Raw genomic sequence first — 15,784 nt, 5'->3', positions numbered from 1 at the left:
GTTCACTCCCTCGTATTCGCATATGTACGTTATGGTTAAGAAGCAAGTTAACAAATAAATACCATCGATGCCTCTACTAAATCTTCTTTTTATAAAGCTCTTTGACACAGCACCAACGGCTATCCATTTATTCAACTTGTCTTGTATTATTTTAAGTTAACACAAGAAAAGAATCCCTACATGGAATCCTTTCGTCTGTTAATTAAAAGGGAAATCATGAAGACCAAAATAATCCGGCCTTCATGATCCCGCATTGTTCTTATTTCTTTTTCTCAGTAAACTCTGGAACTTCGATTTCACCAGCTGCGATTTTTTTCGTGAATTCATCTACTTCAGCTAGAACTTCCTCAGGAATTGCGCCACGTGAATCAGCAAGTTCAATTCCTTCGTCAGCAAGACTGAATGTTGTTACTTTACCACCAGGGAATTCACCTTTAGCAGCAAGCTCCGCTGTATTTTTAACAGCAATGTCAACGCGTTTCAACATTGAAGTCAATGTGATGTTCGTTTTGTCATCTACGCGACCTTCTTCATACTGGTCAGAGTCCACACCGATAACCCATACATTTGCATTTGGATCTGCTTTTTTACGTTCTTTTGCTTCAGCGAATACACCATTACCTGAACCACCAGCAGCGTGGAAAATAATATCTACGCCTGAAGAATACATACGGTTTGCATGCGCTTTTCCAAGTTCAGCTTTTGCAAAATCGCCCGTGTACTTAACATCTACTTTGATATCTGGTCTTACTGCTGCAACACCTGCAACAAATCCTGCTTCAAAACGTTCAATAACTGGGATTTCCATACCGCCAACAAATCCGATTTTATCAGACTTTGTCATACGAGCAGCAGCAACACCCGCTAGGAATGCTCCTTCTTGCTCTTTGAACATAAGACTTGCAATATTTGGTGACTCGGACACTTCATCCACTAATGCGAATTTGCTGTCTGGACGTTGTTCAGCCACTTCTTCAAGTGCATCTTTCAAAAGGTAGCCTATTCCGAAAATTAGATCGAAGTCACGTTGAACAAGCTTGTTCAAATTCGATGGGTATTCCGATTCTTCTTTAGACTGCAAGTAGTCGAAACCACCGTTACCTTTTGTCAAATTGTTCTCTTTTCCGTATTCCTGGATACCAAGCCAAGCTGATGTGTTGAAGGATTTATCGTCAACACCGCCTGTATCCGTTACCATTGCAATCGAAAAAGTATCCTCTTTCGATCCGCCTGTAGAACCTGCATTGTCTTTCTCTTTATCCGTTCCACAAGCGCCAAGTATTGTACCAGCAGCCAGAACCATTGATAAAGCAAGACCAAATTTACGTTTGCTCATTGTTGGAACCTCCTATTTTTCTTCTTATTAGTAGGACGTATTAACGTCTTATACCCTTTTTCGTACAACATGAAAACTGAATTTATCAGCCCGGAAATAATTCTTAGAATATAAGACCATTTCGCCTGCCTCACTGTAATGATGCTGCAGCAGGACAAGCAGTGGAACATCAACACCACATCTTAGGATAGATGATGCCTCATCATCATAACCAACGGGCTCGATATGCGTCACAGCTTGGGCAATACGGATCGTGCCAGACTTTTCAATTGCATCAAAAATAGAATCATGAAAAAGATTTTCCGTACCAGACGGAAGATTTTTCGCTAACACTTGATCGATACAATAGACGACTGGTTCTTCGTCCGCTGTCCTTACTCTTTTAATCGTTACAAGACGATCCTTTTCATCACAACTAAACTTTTCCATACTTTCTTCACATAGGTCCGTTTCCGAAACATCCATGAAGATTGTTCCCGGTTCCATGCCAACATCGCGAATCATGGAAGAGACACTTGTTAAATGCTCAATGCCGGAAGAAAACAGCGGTCTAGGGTTCACAAATGTTCCCACACCATGTTTTCGTACAATTACTTTTTCTTCTTCAAGCACACGAAGCGCTTCCCGTAGTGTTGCACGGCTGACACCCAATGTACGAGCGAGCTCAAATTCAGAAGGAAACCTTTCGTTCTCTTTGAATATGCCTAATTCGATGTCTTGTTTCAAACGTTCAATCACCTGCACATACAAATGCCTTTGGTCCGCCTTTACCATCATCCCATCTCCCCCCCCTTAACGAGGTCAGACCTCAGATGTTTAACATCACTACTAATCATCCATACTATATCACTTTCGTCATCCAAAATAAACAACCTTCTAAAAAAAAGTATAAATGTGTTCGTTTCAAGTGCTGAAATGTACCTATTTTGTCACGCTAATTATTCAATAAGGGTCCACTTCATCCCTACCAACTAGGACTTGGCGCGGTTTACTGCCCTCAGGCGGCCCGACGACCCCACGCATCTCCATCTGGTCAACAATCCTGGCAGCTCTCGAATAACCGACGCGAAAACGACGTTGTAACATTGAAACAGAAGCCGTCTGCATTTCAGTGACAAGTTGTACCGCGTCATCATATAATTCGTCCGTTTCTTCATGAGCGGGCACTTCTTCGATATCTTGAGGAATCATTTCTTCTTGATATTGCGCTTTTTGCTGTTCAATCACAAAATCAACAACCGCTTCAACTTCACTATCTGATACAAATGCCCCTTGGATACGAACGGGTTTTGCCACACCTGCCGGTAGAAATAGCATATCGCCCCTTCCAAGCAGTTTTTCCGCCCCACCACTATCGAGAATCGTTCGCGAATCAATTGCAGACGACACAGCAAAGGCCACACGCGATGGAATATTCGCTTTGATAATCCCTGTGATAACGTCGACGCTTGGACGTTGTGTGGCAATGATAAGGTGAATACCTGCTGCACGAGCCATTTGTGCAAGCCGCGTAATGGAATCTTCTACGTCATTCGATGCAACCATCATTAAATCGGCCAATTCATCAACAATGACGACAATATAAGGCATGCGTGGATGTTTTTCTTCATTTTCTTCGTTCCATACTTCTATATGTTCGTTGTAGCCTTCGATATTCCTCGTCCCCGTATGCGAAAACAATTCATAGCGACGTTCCATTTCCGAAACCACTTTTTTAAGTGCTTGAGATGCCTTCCTTGGATCTGTTACAACAGGTGCAAGAAGGTGTGGAACCCCATTATAAACATTTAGTTCCACCATTTTCGGATCAATCATCATCATTTTGACTTCATGTGGTTTTGCACGCATTAAAATACTAATGATAATGCCGTTAATGCAGACACTCTTCCCGCTTCCCGTCGAACCCGCGATCAGTACATGCGGCATCTTATTCAACTCCGCTAGCATCGCCTGTCCTGTGACATCACGACCAAGCGAAATCATTAGTTTCGAGTCAGGACGGTTATTTTCCTTCGCTTCAATGACTTCCCGCAGGCTAACCATCGCTACCGAGCTGTTCGGCACTTCAATACCAATGGCTGATTTACCTGGAATAGGCGCTTCGATTCGAATACCGCTTGCGGCAAGTGCCAATGCGATATCATCCGCCAAGTTCACAATTCTGCTCACTTTGACACCCGTATCCGGTAACACTTCGTATTTCGTCACCGCAGGCCCTAGATGCACCTGCGTCACTTTTGCTTTGACACCGAAACTCAGGAATGTCCGTTCAAGTTTTTGTGCATTTGCTTGAATGGAATCGAATTCGTCTGACTGATCGGTAACTGGCGTTTGTTTCAGTAACGATGCGGGTGGCAAAATATATAATTCATTCTCTTCCTCGGCCACATTGGCATAGGTGACAACTTCTTCTGTCATCGGTTGTTCTGGTTCCTGTTTTTGTACTGGCGGTTCTTCCACCACAGCTCGTTCTTCACGAACTGGCTTATCAATCCGTTCACTGAATGCAGAAATAATGGGCTGTGATACGACTTCTTCCTGCTCTACCGGTGGGACAGGCGTTTCCTCTGTAGCAATAGCCCTTCTCGTTTTCTTCGAACGGGTTGTCCTTGGTTCTGTGACAGGCTTAGGAGTAGGTTTCTCCTTTTTTTCAAATAAATTCGTAGCCCAACTAATAAGTTTAGGAAAATAGTCGATTACATAAGGAACAAGTGCTTTTCCAGTAATCAGAATAAGTCCTATGAGTAATAATAAGACACCTGCAACCATCGCACCTGCCGAGTCGAACAACGAATGGAATAACGCAAACAGAATAGCTCCAGCCATTCCTCCGCCAAGTGCACCACTCCGTGACGTGATGCCACCATTCGTTACGAGTACTCTCCACGTTTCTTTCAGTGCAGATTCTGTCATCAAAATACGACTTGCGTGTAACTCTTTAAACAAGTAGACATGGCTGAATAGCACGAGACTTGCCAAAATAAACAAGCTCCCGACAACAATTCGATTTTTCCAACCACCCGCCTTGCGCTTAATCATGAACATTAGCGCTTGTACGATGAGTAACAGTGGAATCGCACTATGCCAATTTCCTAACAGGAAGCGTGAAACGGAAGAAAGTCCTCTACCGACAATTCCAAACTCAAAGATAATGATGACGGCAAGCCCAATCATCGCCAAGCCAATCACTTCATACAATAATGGGTTTAACCCAGACGGCTTCTTTTTCCGTGCGGCTGATTTCTTTTTTTTCTTAGCCATTTTCCCCTTCCTTTCTAGATCAAAGGCGAATAACGCCAATGAAAAAGGATTTCCCGCCGCTCAGACGGCAAGGAAATCCTTCGGATCGGTCCTTTACAAAGTTATCTATTCGTATAGACGATTAGTATTCCATGATAATCGGAATAATCATCGGTCTTCTTTTCGTTTGTTGGAACAAGTACGAGCTAAGTGTATCACGTATCTCTTGTTTAATGTTTGTCCATTCGAACGTCTCTTTATTCACATACTTCTCGACTATTTTTGTGACAAGTTTTGTAGATTCATCGAATAACTCTTCCGATTCACGGACATAGACGAATCCGCGTGAGACAATTTCAGGTCCAGCAGCAATGCGTTTTTGTTTGCGGCTCAGTGTAATGACGACTGTGAAAATACCATCCTGTGACAATAATTTACGGTCACGAAGCACGATATTCCCTACATCTCCTACTCCAATACCGTCAATAAGGATGTTCCCCGCTTGAACGCGTCCACTCATCCGCATTTTGTCATTTTTATATTCAACGATATCCCCTTTATCGGCGATAAATACTTGCGACTTTTGAAGGCCAATCTCCTGTGCAAGCTTGGAGTGCGCAATTAGCATCCGGTATTCCCCTTGAATTGGGATGAAATACTTCGGTTGCATCAAGTTAAGCATCAACTTCAAGTCTTCTTGACTACCATGACCTGATACGTGAACATTCTTACTAGATGTCAACACCGTTGCACCCGCTTTTGCAAGGTCATTCATCGTTTGGTACATCGACACTTCCATACCAGGTGATGGTGTGAAGGTAATCAATACCGTATCTGTCTCTTTGATGCGGATGTCTTTATGATGTTTACGTACAATTCGCTCAAGCGCATCTAGGGGCTCGCCTTTATTGCCCGTGACAATAATCACAATTTGGCTGTCATCGTATTTGTCGATTTCTTTAACAGGTATGACGACATCATCTTTGATGGTCAAATAACCTAATTTGACACCGACTTCAAAGTAACTTTCTAGACTCTTTCCAACAACCGCAACTTTTTTACCGTTTTCAAACGCTTTGTCAAACACTTGCTGGATACGGATGAAGTTCGATGCATACAGTGCAACAAGAATACGTCCTTCCGCCCCGTGAAACGTTTTGGATAAGCTGTTTTCGATGACTGATTCAGAAGTGGTATAACCTGGGCGCTCCGCCTCAGATGAATCTGACATCAGGATAAAGACACCTTCTTCTCCAAGCGCCGCCATCTTCGAAATATCTGGACGGTATTTCCCTTTCGCAGACTGATCGAATTTGAATTCGCCCGTATGAACGATTGCTCCTTCACTCGTATGGAATACAATTCCAAGAGAATCTGGGATGCTATGCGTTGTATGGAAAAATGTCACGCGTGTGCTTTTGAAATTCATCCGGCTTTTGTTTGTCACTTCAAAAAACTTGACGCTCGGGGGTGCCGGCATCTCTTTTAAATGTTCTTTTGCTAGAGCAATTGTCAATTTAGAGCCATAAACGGGCGCTTGCACTTTTTGTAATAAGTAAGCAATTGATCCGATTGCATCTTCATGACCATGTGTTAGGAAAATCCCTTTCACTCGCTCTTTGTTTTCTTCAATATAGGATATATCTGGAATAACGATGTCGATTCCAAGCATTTCCCCTTCTGGGAACATAAGCCCCGCATCAACAACGAATAGTTCTTCATCGATTTCGACGACGTACATGGCTTTCCCAATCTCCCCGACTCCTCCGAGAGGGATGATTCTTATAAGTTCATTTTTAGTTTTTACCACATTTTTTCCTCCTATGACTCATTCCCGTTCATCACGACTATGTTTCATTATACGGGACAGAACCTTTCTGCACAAACAAAAAAAGCCGGTATTCGCTACCGGCTTTAATTAAAAAGAGTTATTTCACTGAATCTGCTACGCTGTGGCTGATAGTTATACACAGGCGCAACTTAATTAGTTGAAAATAAGCTGGTTTTTCTGATAGTTTTCCCATACTTGATCGAAAGCAGTTTGGCCCTCGCCAAAATCAACTAACGGCAATCTCACGCCGCCCACTTCAAGCCCTATTTTTTCAAGCGCATATTTTACTGGTACTGGATTTGGAGCGGAGAATATCGCACGGAATAGCGGTAGCAATGCACGATGCATCGCTGCAGCTTCTTCTGTCCGCCCGCTTTTGAATGCATTAATCATCTGTTGCATTTCGTTACCAGCAACATGTGATGCGACCGAAATGACACCCTGACCACCTATCGCTAGAAGTGGTAATGTCAATGCGTCGTCACCACTGTAGACAGAAAATCCATCGTCCGTACCATCAATAATTGTAGCCATTTGTTCAAGACTTCCGCTCGCTTCCTTCACCGCACGGATATTTTTTATTTTAGACAGTTCGATAACCGTTTCAGGTAGCAGGTTGACCACCGAACGACCTGGAATGTTGTATAGCAAAATCGGCAATTTCGTTTCCGCCGCAATATGTGCAAAGTGTGCGTACATGCCTCTTTGGTCTGGCTTATTATAATAAGGCGTCACAAGCATAATACCGTCTGCTCCGAGCTTCTCCGCTTGCTGTGTTAACAAGACAGATTCAGCAGTACTATTTGTTCCTGTCCCCGCAATTACAGGAATGCGTTTATTAACCTGCTTGACCGCGAACGACAGTAACGCCCTCTTTTCCTGCGCCGTCACAGTTGGTGACTCACCTGTCGTGCCATTGACAATCAATGTATCCGTTCCATTTGCAATCAAATGCTCAATCAATTTTTTAGCTCGCTTGAAATCAATAGTGCCTGTTTCTGAAAAAGGAGTTACCATTGCCGTACCTATTTGTCCAAGATCCATTATGATCAATCCTTTAGCGTATTATTGTCGAATCAATTGTTCTGCAATTTGAACCGAATTCAGCGCGGCTCCTTTTAGCAGATTATCTGAGACAATCCACATATGGAAGCCTCCTGCATGATTCGGATCTTTACGGATACGGCCAACGAATACTTCGTCTTTCCCTTCCGCAAATAACGGCATTGGGTACAATTGTTGCTCCGGATTATCTTGGATGACGACACCTGGCGCACCTTCCATACTTGCTCGGATGTCTTCCACCGTTACATCCTCGTTGTCGACTTCGATATAAACCGACTCGGAATGACCTGTTACAACAGGCAATCGGACACAAGTTGCCGTTACAGACATATCGTAATCGCCAAAAATCTTTTTCGTCTCATTCATCATTTTCAATTCCTCAAGTGTGTAACCCGAAGCATCAAATGAATCGATTTGAGGGATGGCATTGAAAGCAATCGGATAATGCTTCTCTGCTGACGCAGATGGTAAAATCGCTGCTTCGTTTGCCACACGCCCTTCAAATTGTTGACTTTGACTGCCTAGTTCATCAATCGCCTCTGCACCTGCCCCAGAAACCGCCTGGTACGTTGACACAATAATACGGCTAAGACCGAACTTTTCTTTGACAGGCTGAAGCGCCGTTACCATTTGAATCGTTGAGCAATTCGGATTTGCGATGATGCCCGTATGGTTGCTTAGCGCCTGTGCATTCACTTCTGGAACGACCAACGGTATATGTTCTACCATGCGGAATGCACTAGTATTATCAACCACGACCGCCCCTCTTTTTACAGCTTCAGGTGCAAACTTTTCCGAAATAGAGCCACCTGCACTAAAAAACGCGATATCGATGCCTTCAAATGATTCCGGCACAGTTTCTTCAACAATATAGTTAGACCCACCTACCGTAATTTCTGTCCCAGCAGATCGTTTCGATGCAAGTAGTTTGATGGATTCAAATGGAAAATTACGTTCTATCAATTTTTCAAGAATTTTTGTACCGACAGCTCCCGTAGCACCGACGATTGCAACATTCACTTTTTTCATCTCTATCTCCCTTTCAGCCTTAACGGATATGAAAATAACTAGGACTATACAGTTCTCTGTCGTTTCACGTCGAAAAGCATGATCCGAAGAAAAACTTTAGTCCTTTACACCGTTAGCAGTTCATTGGTGGAATTATATCATATCTACGAATATTCTGTGCTGTATTTTTATATTTTTTCATGAATAATCAATAATGGTTGGAGTTGGCTGTTTTCGAGGGCTGCTGCTGCGGTAGGTACCATAAGTGTAAAATCAGCGATCAGGGAGTTTGGTTTATTGAATGGATCATCCTGTCCGAACGGTATAAAATATACATTTTTCATATTTAATAACTTCATAATGTTCATCGAATTCAAGCCGAGCGCATCATTTGTTGAGATACCAATCACAACTGGACTCCCATTGCGCAACGTTGCTTTTGCTGCCATTAAAACAGGTGAATCTGTTGCTGCATTAGCAAACTTACTAATTGAATTTCCTGTCATCGGCGCAATAATCATACAATCAACAGGCGTTTTCGGTCCAAATGGCTCTGCACCAACAATCGTCGAAATCACTTTTTCGCCCGTCGCTTCCTCTATGCGCGCAATCCACTCTTCACCTGTTCCAAAACGCGTTGCAGCCGTCAACACCGAATGTGTAATGATTGGAACAACCGTTGCTCCTGCGTCCTTTAGCGAATCAATGACCGGTATAATGGCTTCGTACGTACAATGTGACGCCGTAATACCAAGGCCGATCCTTTTACCCTGTAGCATCGAGATCCCCTCTCATTCTTTAGACATCCCCTCGACAGCATTTGCCAAAACAATTGCCGCATCAATAGGAAAATGTTTTCCCGGTAATCCGAGGAGTACTGTATAGTATTCGGGCGAAAGTGGTTCCTTTAGGCAACCGGGCGCAGATGCTAAATCAAAGACATGAAGATGAGGATTACCATTGACAGCTAGCCATTTTGCAGGAATTGTATTGACCAAATTTCCTTCCGTCATATCGAAATCAGCCGTCAATTGTTCCGTTTTATAGCCTAATGCCGTTGCTTCACTTAATTGTGTAATAGACCGCGCTACAACGGTCACCTCCGACCCAAGTGATGCCAGAACATGCGCCGTCATCTTACCAACCTTACCAAAACCAGCCACGTGGAAATGGTTCCCTAACAGTTGACGTTTTACGCGTGCATAATACTCATGGACAAATGCCTCCGCCGTCAATAGCGCATTATGCCAGATGAATGATTCATCCTTTACATAGGATCGAACCTGTAACCCTGCATCCTTGAAAGGCTTCAACCACTCGGCCGATGCAACGCCCGTATATAGCTCCGTTCCTTTTGCTAGTAAGGTCGGAGGAATGGTCCCTTTCATTTGCTGAATAGGAAAAATGATATACTTCGGTGACCATTCCGCAATGACTTCACCTAGTTGTTCCGAATAGTCATTCGTTGCAATATGTTGGCAACGATATCCTTTCGCAGTCAGTATATCGCAACAAGTCGCTAGCCGTTGATCCGTCCCAATCATGAGCCATTTATTATCTTTCATCGATATCCAACCCATCCATGCTGTGTGTTTTCCCAAAAAGGATTCGATGTTCCCCAATCAACACAATTTCACTCCATGGTATAAACTCATCCGAATGTTCTTGACGATTTTTAAACGAAAATCGTCCAAGTTTCTTCTTCACTTCAAATCCAATAATAGCTCCTGTTTTACCATCAAAAACAAGGTCGGTATCCGCCAAAAAGCCATACCGAACCCCGTCCTCTACTTGAATAAGCTCTTTCTGCGCAAGTTCTGAAAGTAGCATTGTCATTCTCCTCTCCATTGTCTCCATCCATCATATGAATTGGGGGCTGGAAAGCTGACTGCTACTAGCGAAATTGCGATAAAGAATTCCTTCGAATCCATTTAGGGTCCGAAGTTCCACGCTATGTTTATTTACACTACCACTCGTTTAACGACTATCGGACACTCAAATGGAGAGGGCTTCCACTACATCTTCAGGTGCAATAATTGACGTTGCCCGTTGTTTCGTGAATAAATCATTGGCCATTCTGTACACATTGGCTACTTGAACACCGTCAATCAGTGCTACGACCTCATCAATCGTCTTATGCCCTTGTAAAATAAGTTCGTTTTTGCCGTTGCGATGCATTCTAGACTCCGAACTTTCGAGCCCCAACAAGAAGGCGCCTTTTAGCTGTTCTTTAGCATTATGCAATTCGTTTTCTGTGATTCCCTGATGCAAAATGGACTGGATGACCTCGTCTATTGTGTCGGTTAATTTTCCTAAATTTTCTGGCGAGGTTCCTCCGTAGATGGCGAATACACCTGTCGTATTGTACGACGAATAATAAGAGCAGATGGAGTAAGCCAGGCCACGTTCTTCCCGCACTTCTTGGAACAGACGAGAAGACATCGTGCCGCCAAGGATGCTATCTAAAATGATCAAATCGTGAATGCGTTCGTCATTCACTGCAAGCCCCGGATAACCGATACAGATATGCGCTTGCTCGATGTCTTTCGCTTTTACCGTGTGCCCTGCATGGAATTCAGGCGTTTGGATGGCTATCGGCTGTTCAACCTGCTTCTCCCGTTTAAACGAACCAAATTGTACGTCGATAAGCTGGATCAGTCGATCATCATAATTTCCCGCAATGGAAATGACGATTTTTTCAGGTCTGTACATGCGCTCCATAAATTGTTCAATCATCTTTTTATCGAACGTAGCAATTGTTTGTTCATCGCCCAAAACAGGTTTACCGATCGCTTGATCCGGATACATCACACCCCATAAACGCTCATCCACATCATCATCTGGTGTGTCCTCAACCGCAGCAATCTCATCGAGAACAATCGATTTCTCTTTCTCCATTTCTGCTTGGTCGAATGCTGAGTTGAAAAACATATCCGCTAAAATTGTTAAAGCACGCGGTGCATGATGCCCGAGGACAGTCGTATAGTAACAAGTCATTTCTTTCGACGTGAATGCATTGACATCTCCCCCAATGCGGTCAAATTCTTCTGCAATCGTCCGTGCATTTCTCGTAGCCGTGCCTTTAAATAACATATGTTCGATAAAATGCGCAATCCCCGCTTCGGACTTGCTTTCATCCCCCGAACCTGCTCCGACCCATATGCCAATTGCCACTGAGCGTAAATGTGGCATTTTTTCATGAACAATTCTTACACCATTCGAACAAATATGTTTTTCTATCATCTAAGAATTCCCCCTTTTGTATCTATTAAGCCCCGACGTACGCTTATCTCATTTTTGATAGCCGCCTGGGACACACCTTGAATCAGGGGTTTCCCCCCTGCTCCATATGTATTGCGGTACCGCTCCCCCTACTAACAGGAAATAACGAACTGCTGCTGAATCAAGTTGTAGTAAGACAAAAAGCCTCCAACTCCAACTTACAGAGAGGGGCTTTCCATCTTATTGATCCTTCAAATTCAGTTTTTTTCTTTTTCAGCCGCTTCTTTTTCTTCTTTCAAAACGGTTTTTCTAGACAAGTTAACCCGTCCTTGGTTATCGATTTCAGTTACTTTTACGAACAATACATCGTCCATTTTCAAGACATCTTCAACCGCTTTTATCCGTTCTTCCGCAATTTCAGAAATGTGGAGCAGTCCGTCTTTACCTGGGAATAGTTCAAGGAAAGCACCGAATTTCTCAATGCGTTTCACTTTCGCCATATAATATTCGCCGACTTTAGCTTCACGGACGATATTTTCAATCATCGCTTTCGCTTTGTCGTTCATGTCATTATTTGGTGATGAAATGTAAATCGTACCATCTTGTTCCGTATCGATTTTAACATTCGTCTCTTCAATAATTTTGTTAATGACTTTTCCGCCCGGTCCAATAACATCGCGGATTTTGTCTGGATTGATCTTAATCATGATGATTTTCGGAGCAAATTCCGAAAGCTCTGTACGTGGTGTACTGATTGCTGTCATCATGTGGTTCAAGATTTTCAAACGGCCCACTTTCGCTTGCGCCAATGCTTCTTCTAAAATCTGGCGGGAAAGGCCGTCGATTTTAATGTCCATTTGAAGTGCAGTGATTCCTTGTTCAGTCCCAGCCACTTTAAAGTCCATATCGCCAAGATGATCTTCCATCCCTTGAATATCAGATAGTACAGAGTAGTTGTCCCCTTTTTTCACAAGCCCCATTGCAATACCTGCAACCGGCGCTTTTAGCGGAACACCTGCATCCATCATCGCCATCGTCGACGCACAGATTGAAGCCTGTGAAGACGAACCATTCGATTCCAGTACTTCTGCCACTAGACGCATTGTGTACGGGAATTCCGTTTCATTTGGGAGTACAGCTGACAACGCACGTTCCCCAAGCGCTCCGTGACCGATTTCACGACGACCTGGTCCACGAATCGGACCTGTTTCCCCGACGCTGAAGTTCGGGAAATTATAATGGTGCATAAAGCGTTTCGATTCTTCAATCCCAAGACCATCGATGATTTGTACTTCACCTAGAGCCCCAAGAGTACAAACGCTAAGCGCCTGTGTTTGTCCACGTGTAAAGAGACCTGAACCGTGCGTACGTGGCAAAATACCAACTTCAGAAGCAAGTGGGCGGATTTCATCCAAGCCACGGCCATCAGGACGGATTTTTTCATCCGTAATCAAACGACGTACTTCTTCTTTGACAAGATGATCCAAGATATTTTTCACTTGTTTCATCGTTGCTTCGTCTGCTTCCTCTTCCGTGTAGCGATCAATCACTGCATTTCTTACCGCATTGATGGCTTCTTCACGCGCATGCTTCTCCTGTGTTTGGATCGCATTTACGAGGTCCGTTTCACAGCTATTTTTAATAGCCGCTAAGATTTCTTCATCCAATTGGAACAACGGAATATCAAGCTTCGCTTTACCAATTTCAGCAACAATTTTCTCTTGGAATTCAATTAGCTTAATGATTTCTTCATGTCCGAACATAATTGCTTCCAGAACAATGTCTTCCGCAACTTCTTTCGCACCCGCTTCAACCATGTTAATCGCATCTTTCGTACCTGCAACTACAAGGTCAAGGTCACTCTTGTCCAATTGTGCTGGTGTCGGGTTGACAATGAACTTCCCATCAACACGACCAATTTGAACACCCGCAATTGGTCCTTCAAACGGAATATCAGAAACCGACAATGCTAAAGAAGAACCAAGCATTGCAGCCATCTCAGATGAACAGTCCTGGTCGACTGACATCACAAGTGAAATAACCTGAACATCATTACGGAAACCATCAGCAAACAAAGGACGGATAGGACGGTCAATTAGACGGCTTGTTAAAACAGCCTTATCAGAAGGACGTCCCTCACGCTTAAGGAAGCCCCCTGGGATTTTCCCAACTGCGTACATACGCTCTTCGTAGTTCACCGTAAGTGGGAAGAAATCCAACCCCCGTGAATTTTTTGAAGTTGTTGCTGTTGAAAGTACTGTTGTATCTCCGTAACGAACGAGTACTGCACCGTTCGCTTGTTTCGCAAGTTGCCCCGTTTCAATCGTTAACGGTCGTCCTGCCCAATCAAGTGTGTAGACTTTTTTTTCTGTCATTATAGAACTCCTCTCCATATTCCAGCCTGAACTGTATACGTTATATGTATTAATAATAGTGTAAGTGATAGCGCTCAGTGAATACAAGTTTTATCATCAATAACCGACATCATGGCACATTTGTACAGTATACCACTTTTTTGCGGATTCTAATATAGGATAGCCATATTTATTGGGGTTTTGATTTTTTTGTAGGGAAATCAAGAACAAATACGCCAAAGGCTTTGCTGATTAAACGATGGGCAAACTTGAAAAAACAAAAAAGCGAGCACTAGGCTCGCTTTTCCAAGTTATCTTATTAACGGCGTAGGCCGAGTTTAGCAATAAGATCACGGTAACGTTGTACTTCTGTTTCACGAAGGAAACGAAGAAGACGACGACGTGTTCCGATCATTTTGTAAAGACCGCGACGTGAGTGGTGGTCTTTCTTGTGAAGACGGAAATGTTCCGTTAGGTTATTGATCTCTTCAGTAAGGACAGCGATCTGAACATCTGCAGATCCAGTGTCAGTATCGTGAATTTTGAATTCGTTGATCAATTCGTTTTTACGTTCTTGTGTAATAGCCATCCTTTTCACCTCCAATAATTGAAATATCCCCGGTTCCCGAGCAAACGTTGGTGATTCGTGTTGCCAAGGAATGGTTTGCGCGTATTTGCACTTATTCATAGTACCATGTCTATTTTTGAATTGCAATACTCAGCTTTATGCCGTCAAAATATCTCGTGCTTGTTGTTTATCTATGACCATCTGTTCAATCAATGCATCCACCGAATCAAACTTTTCTTCTTTGCGAAGATATTTAACCCAGTCAACAGCTACTTCTTTGCCATATAAATCGCCATCAAAGTCCAGGACATTCACTTCCACAATAGGTGGGATTCCTGATTCATGGAAAGTCGGTTTCACACCGACACTACATACGCCATTACGCGTGATGCCGTCCGTCATAAAGCGCACAGCGTAGACACCGTTAGCCGGCAAAACTGTATCATCATCTGGCAAGACATTCGCTGTAGGAAAGCCAAGTTGTCGCCCACGTTTTTCACCATGGACAACAATACCTACTGTTCGAAATGGTCTATTTAGAAGCGTCGCCGTCTCCTCAACATTTCCTTCCGCTAACAGTTGACGAATACGCGTCGATGAAATTTTCTCATCACGATCTGTTACTTTGTCAATTACTGTCGTGCCAAAAGCACCGTCCGCCAACATCGCCATATGTTCCATAGTGCCAGCCCCCTTTGATCCAAACGTGAAATCAAAGCCTGCCGTGACATGCATAACACGAAGCCCTTTTATGAAAATATCCACAAACTGCTCTGGCGAAAGTGATGCAAGTGCCCAGTCGAACGTCACGACGAACAATGCATCAACGCCCATCGATTCGAGTACTCTAACTTTCTCAGGAAATTGTGTTATGTAACCTACCTTATCTTTACCCTCGCCAAACAAATGCGATGGATGCGGGTCGAATGTCATAACAGCGGAACGAATCCCTAGCTCTTCAGCTCTCCTCTTTGCTTCGGCAATCACGGTTTGGTGACCTTTATGCAAGCCGTCAAAAAAACCAACAGCCAGTGAATACGATTCTGCGTTGTCTATGTCAACCGTTCCTGGATAATGTAATTTAAAAATATCCATTGTTGTTCCTCCTTACATAATCAATTACGCCTCGGCGTAATTGCGTCCAAATTTTGAATTGCGCT

General features: G+C 43.4%; 13 protein-coding genes. All 13 read right to left on the bottom strand.

What is annotated here, in order from left to right:
• Window positions 1-259: 259 nt before the first annotated feature.
• Window positions 260-1,336, bottom strand: a complete 1,077-nt coding sequence (locus tag ACIQ0H_RS02365) for a BMP family lipoprotein (RefSeq protein ID WP_403410350.1) — start codon at window positions 1,334-1,336, stop codon at window positions 260-262.
• Between the two features lie 48 nt (window positions 1,337-1,384).
• Entirely contained in the window at window positions 1,385-2,113 is a 729-nt protein-coding gene (locus ACIQ0H_RS02360; RefSeq protein WP_403410347.1) for a GntR family transcriptional regulator, read from the bottom strand.
• Between the two features lie 165 nt (window positions 2,114-2,278).
• A complete protein-coding gene (locus ACIQ0H_RS02355) occupies window positions 2,279-4,597 on the bottom strand; it encodes a DNA translocase FtsK (RefSeq protein ID WP_403410344.1) in 2,319 nt (772 codons plus the stop codon).
• Window positions 4,598-4,718: 121 nt separating this feature from the next.
• Window positions 4,719-6,386, bottom strand: a complete 1,668-nt coding sequence (locus tag ACIQ0H_RS02350; RefSeq protein WP_403410341.1) for a ribonuclease J — start codon at window positions 6,384-6,386, stop codon at window positions 4,719-4,721.
• A 174-nt stretch (window positions 6,387-6,560) separates the two neighbouring features.
• Window positions 6,561-7,451 (bottom strand): 4-hydroxy-tetrahydrodipicolinate synthase, encoded by an 891-nt coding sequence (gene dapA, locus ACIQ0H_RS02345; RefSeq protein WP_403410338.1) that lies wholly within the window; start codon window positions 7,449-7,451, stop codon window positions 6,561-6,563.
• 21 nt (window positions 7,452-7,472) lie between these two features.
• The gene (locus tag ACIQ0H_RS02340; RefSeq protein WP_403410335.1) at window positions 7,473-8,501 is read right to left on the bottom strand and encodes an aspartate-semialdehyde dehydrogenase; all 1,029 of its coding nucleotides are present in this window, start codon (window positions 8,499-8,501) and stop codon (window positions 7,473-7,475) included.
• A 167-nt stretch (window positions 8,502-8,668) separates the two neighbouring features.
• Window positions 8,669-9,259: a dipicolinate synthase subunit B gene (locus ACIQ0H_RS02335; RefSeq protein WP_403410332.1), complete on the bottom strand. Its 591-nt coding sequence runs from the start codon at window positions 9,257-9,259 to the stop codon at window positions 8,669-8,671.
• A 12-nt stretch (window positions 9,260-9,271) separates the two neighbouring features.
• Window positions 9,272-10,045, bottom strand: coding sequence for a hypothetical protein (locus ACIQ0H_RS02330; RefSeq protein ID WP_403410329.1), 774 nt, complete (start codon window positions 10,043-10,045; stop codon window positions 9,272-9,274).
• A complete protein-coding gene (locus ACIQ0H_RS02325) occupies window positions 10,035-10,310 on the bottom strand; it encodes a YlmC/YmxH family sporulation protein (protein ID WP_403410326.1) in 276 nt (91 codons plus the stop codon). The genes ACIQ0H_RS02330 and ACIQ0H_RS02325 overlap by 11 nt, the downstream gene beginning before the upstream one ends.
• 165 nt (window positions 10,311-10,475) lie before the next feature.
• On the bottom strand, window positions 10,476-11,723 hold the full coding sequence (locus ACIQ0H_RS02320) for a M16 family metallopeptidase (protein ID WP_403410323.1): 1,248 nt from the start codon (window positions 11,721-11,723) through the stop codon (window positions 10,476-10,478).
• A gap of 236 nt (window positions 11,724-11,959) precedes the next feature.
• Window positions 11,960-14,077, bottom strand: a complete 2,118-nt coding sequence (gene pnp / locus ACIQ0H_RS02315; protein ID WP_403410320.1) for a polyribonucleotide nucleotidyltransferase — start codon at window positions 14,075-14,077, stop codon at window positions 11,960-11,962.
• A 298-nt stretch (window positions 14,078-14,375) separates the two neighbouring features.
• On the bottom strand, window positions 14,376-14,645 hold the full coding sequence (gene rpsO / locus ACIQ0H_RS02310; protein WP_403410317.1) for a 30S ribosomal protein S15: 270 nt from the start codon (window positions 14,643-14,645) through the stop codon (window positions 14,376-14,378).
• A gap of 135 nt (window positions 14,646-14,780) precedes the next feature.
• Window positions 14,781-15,719: a bifunctional riboflavin kinase/FAD synthetase gene (locus tag ACIQ0H_RS02305; RefSeq protein ID WP_403410314.1), complete on the bottom strand. Its 939-nt coding sequence runs from the start codon at window positions 15,717-15,719 to the stop codon at window positions 14,781-14,783.
• Between the last annotated feature and the right edge of the window lie 65 nt (window positions 15,720-15,784).

It is taken from the genome of Sporosarcina sp. NPDC096371 (genome assembly GCF_044762865.1).
Classification (GTDB): Bacteria; Bacillota; Bacilli; order Bacillales_A; family Planococcaceae; genus Sporosarcina.
This window is presented reverse-complemented; position numbering and strand designations above follow the sequence as displayed.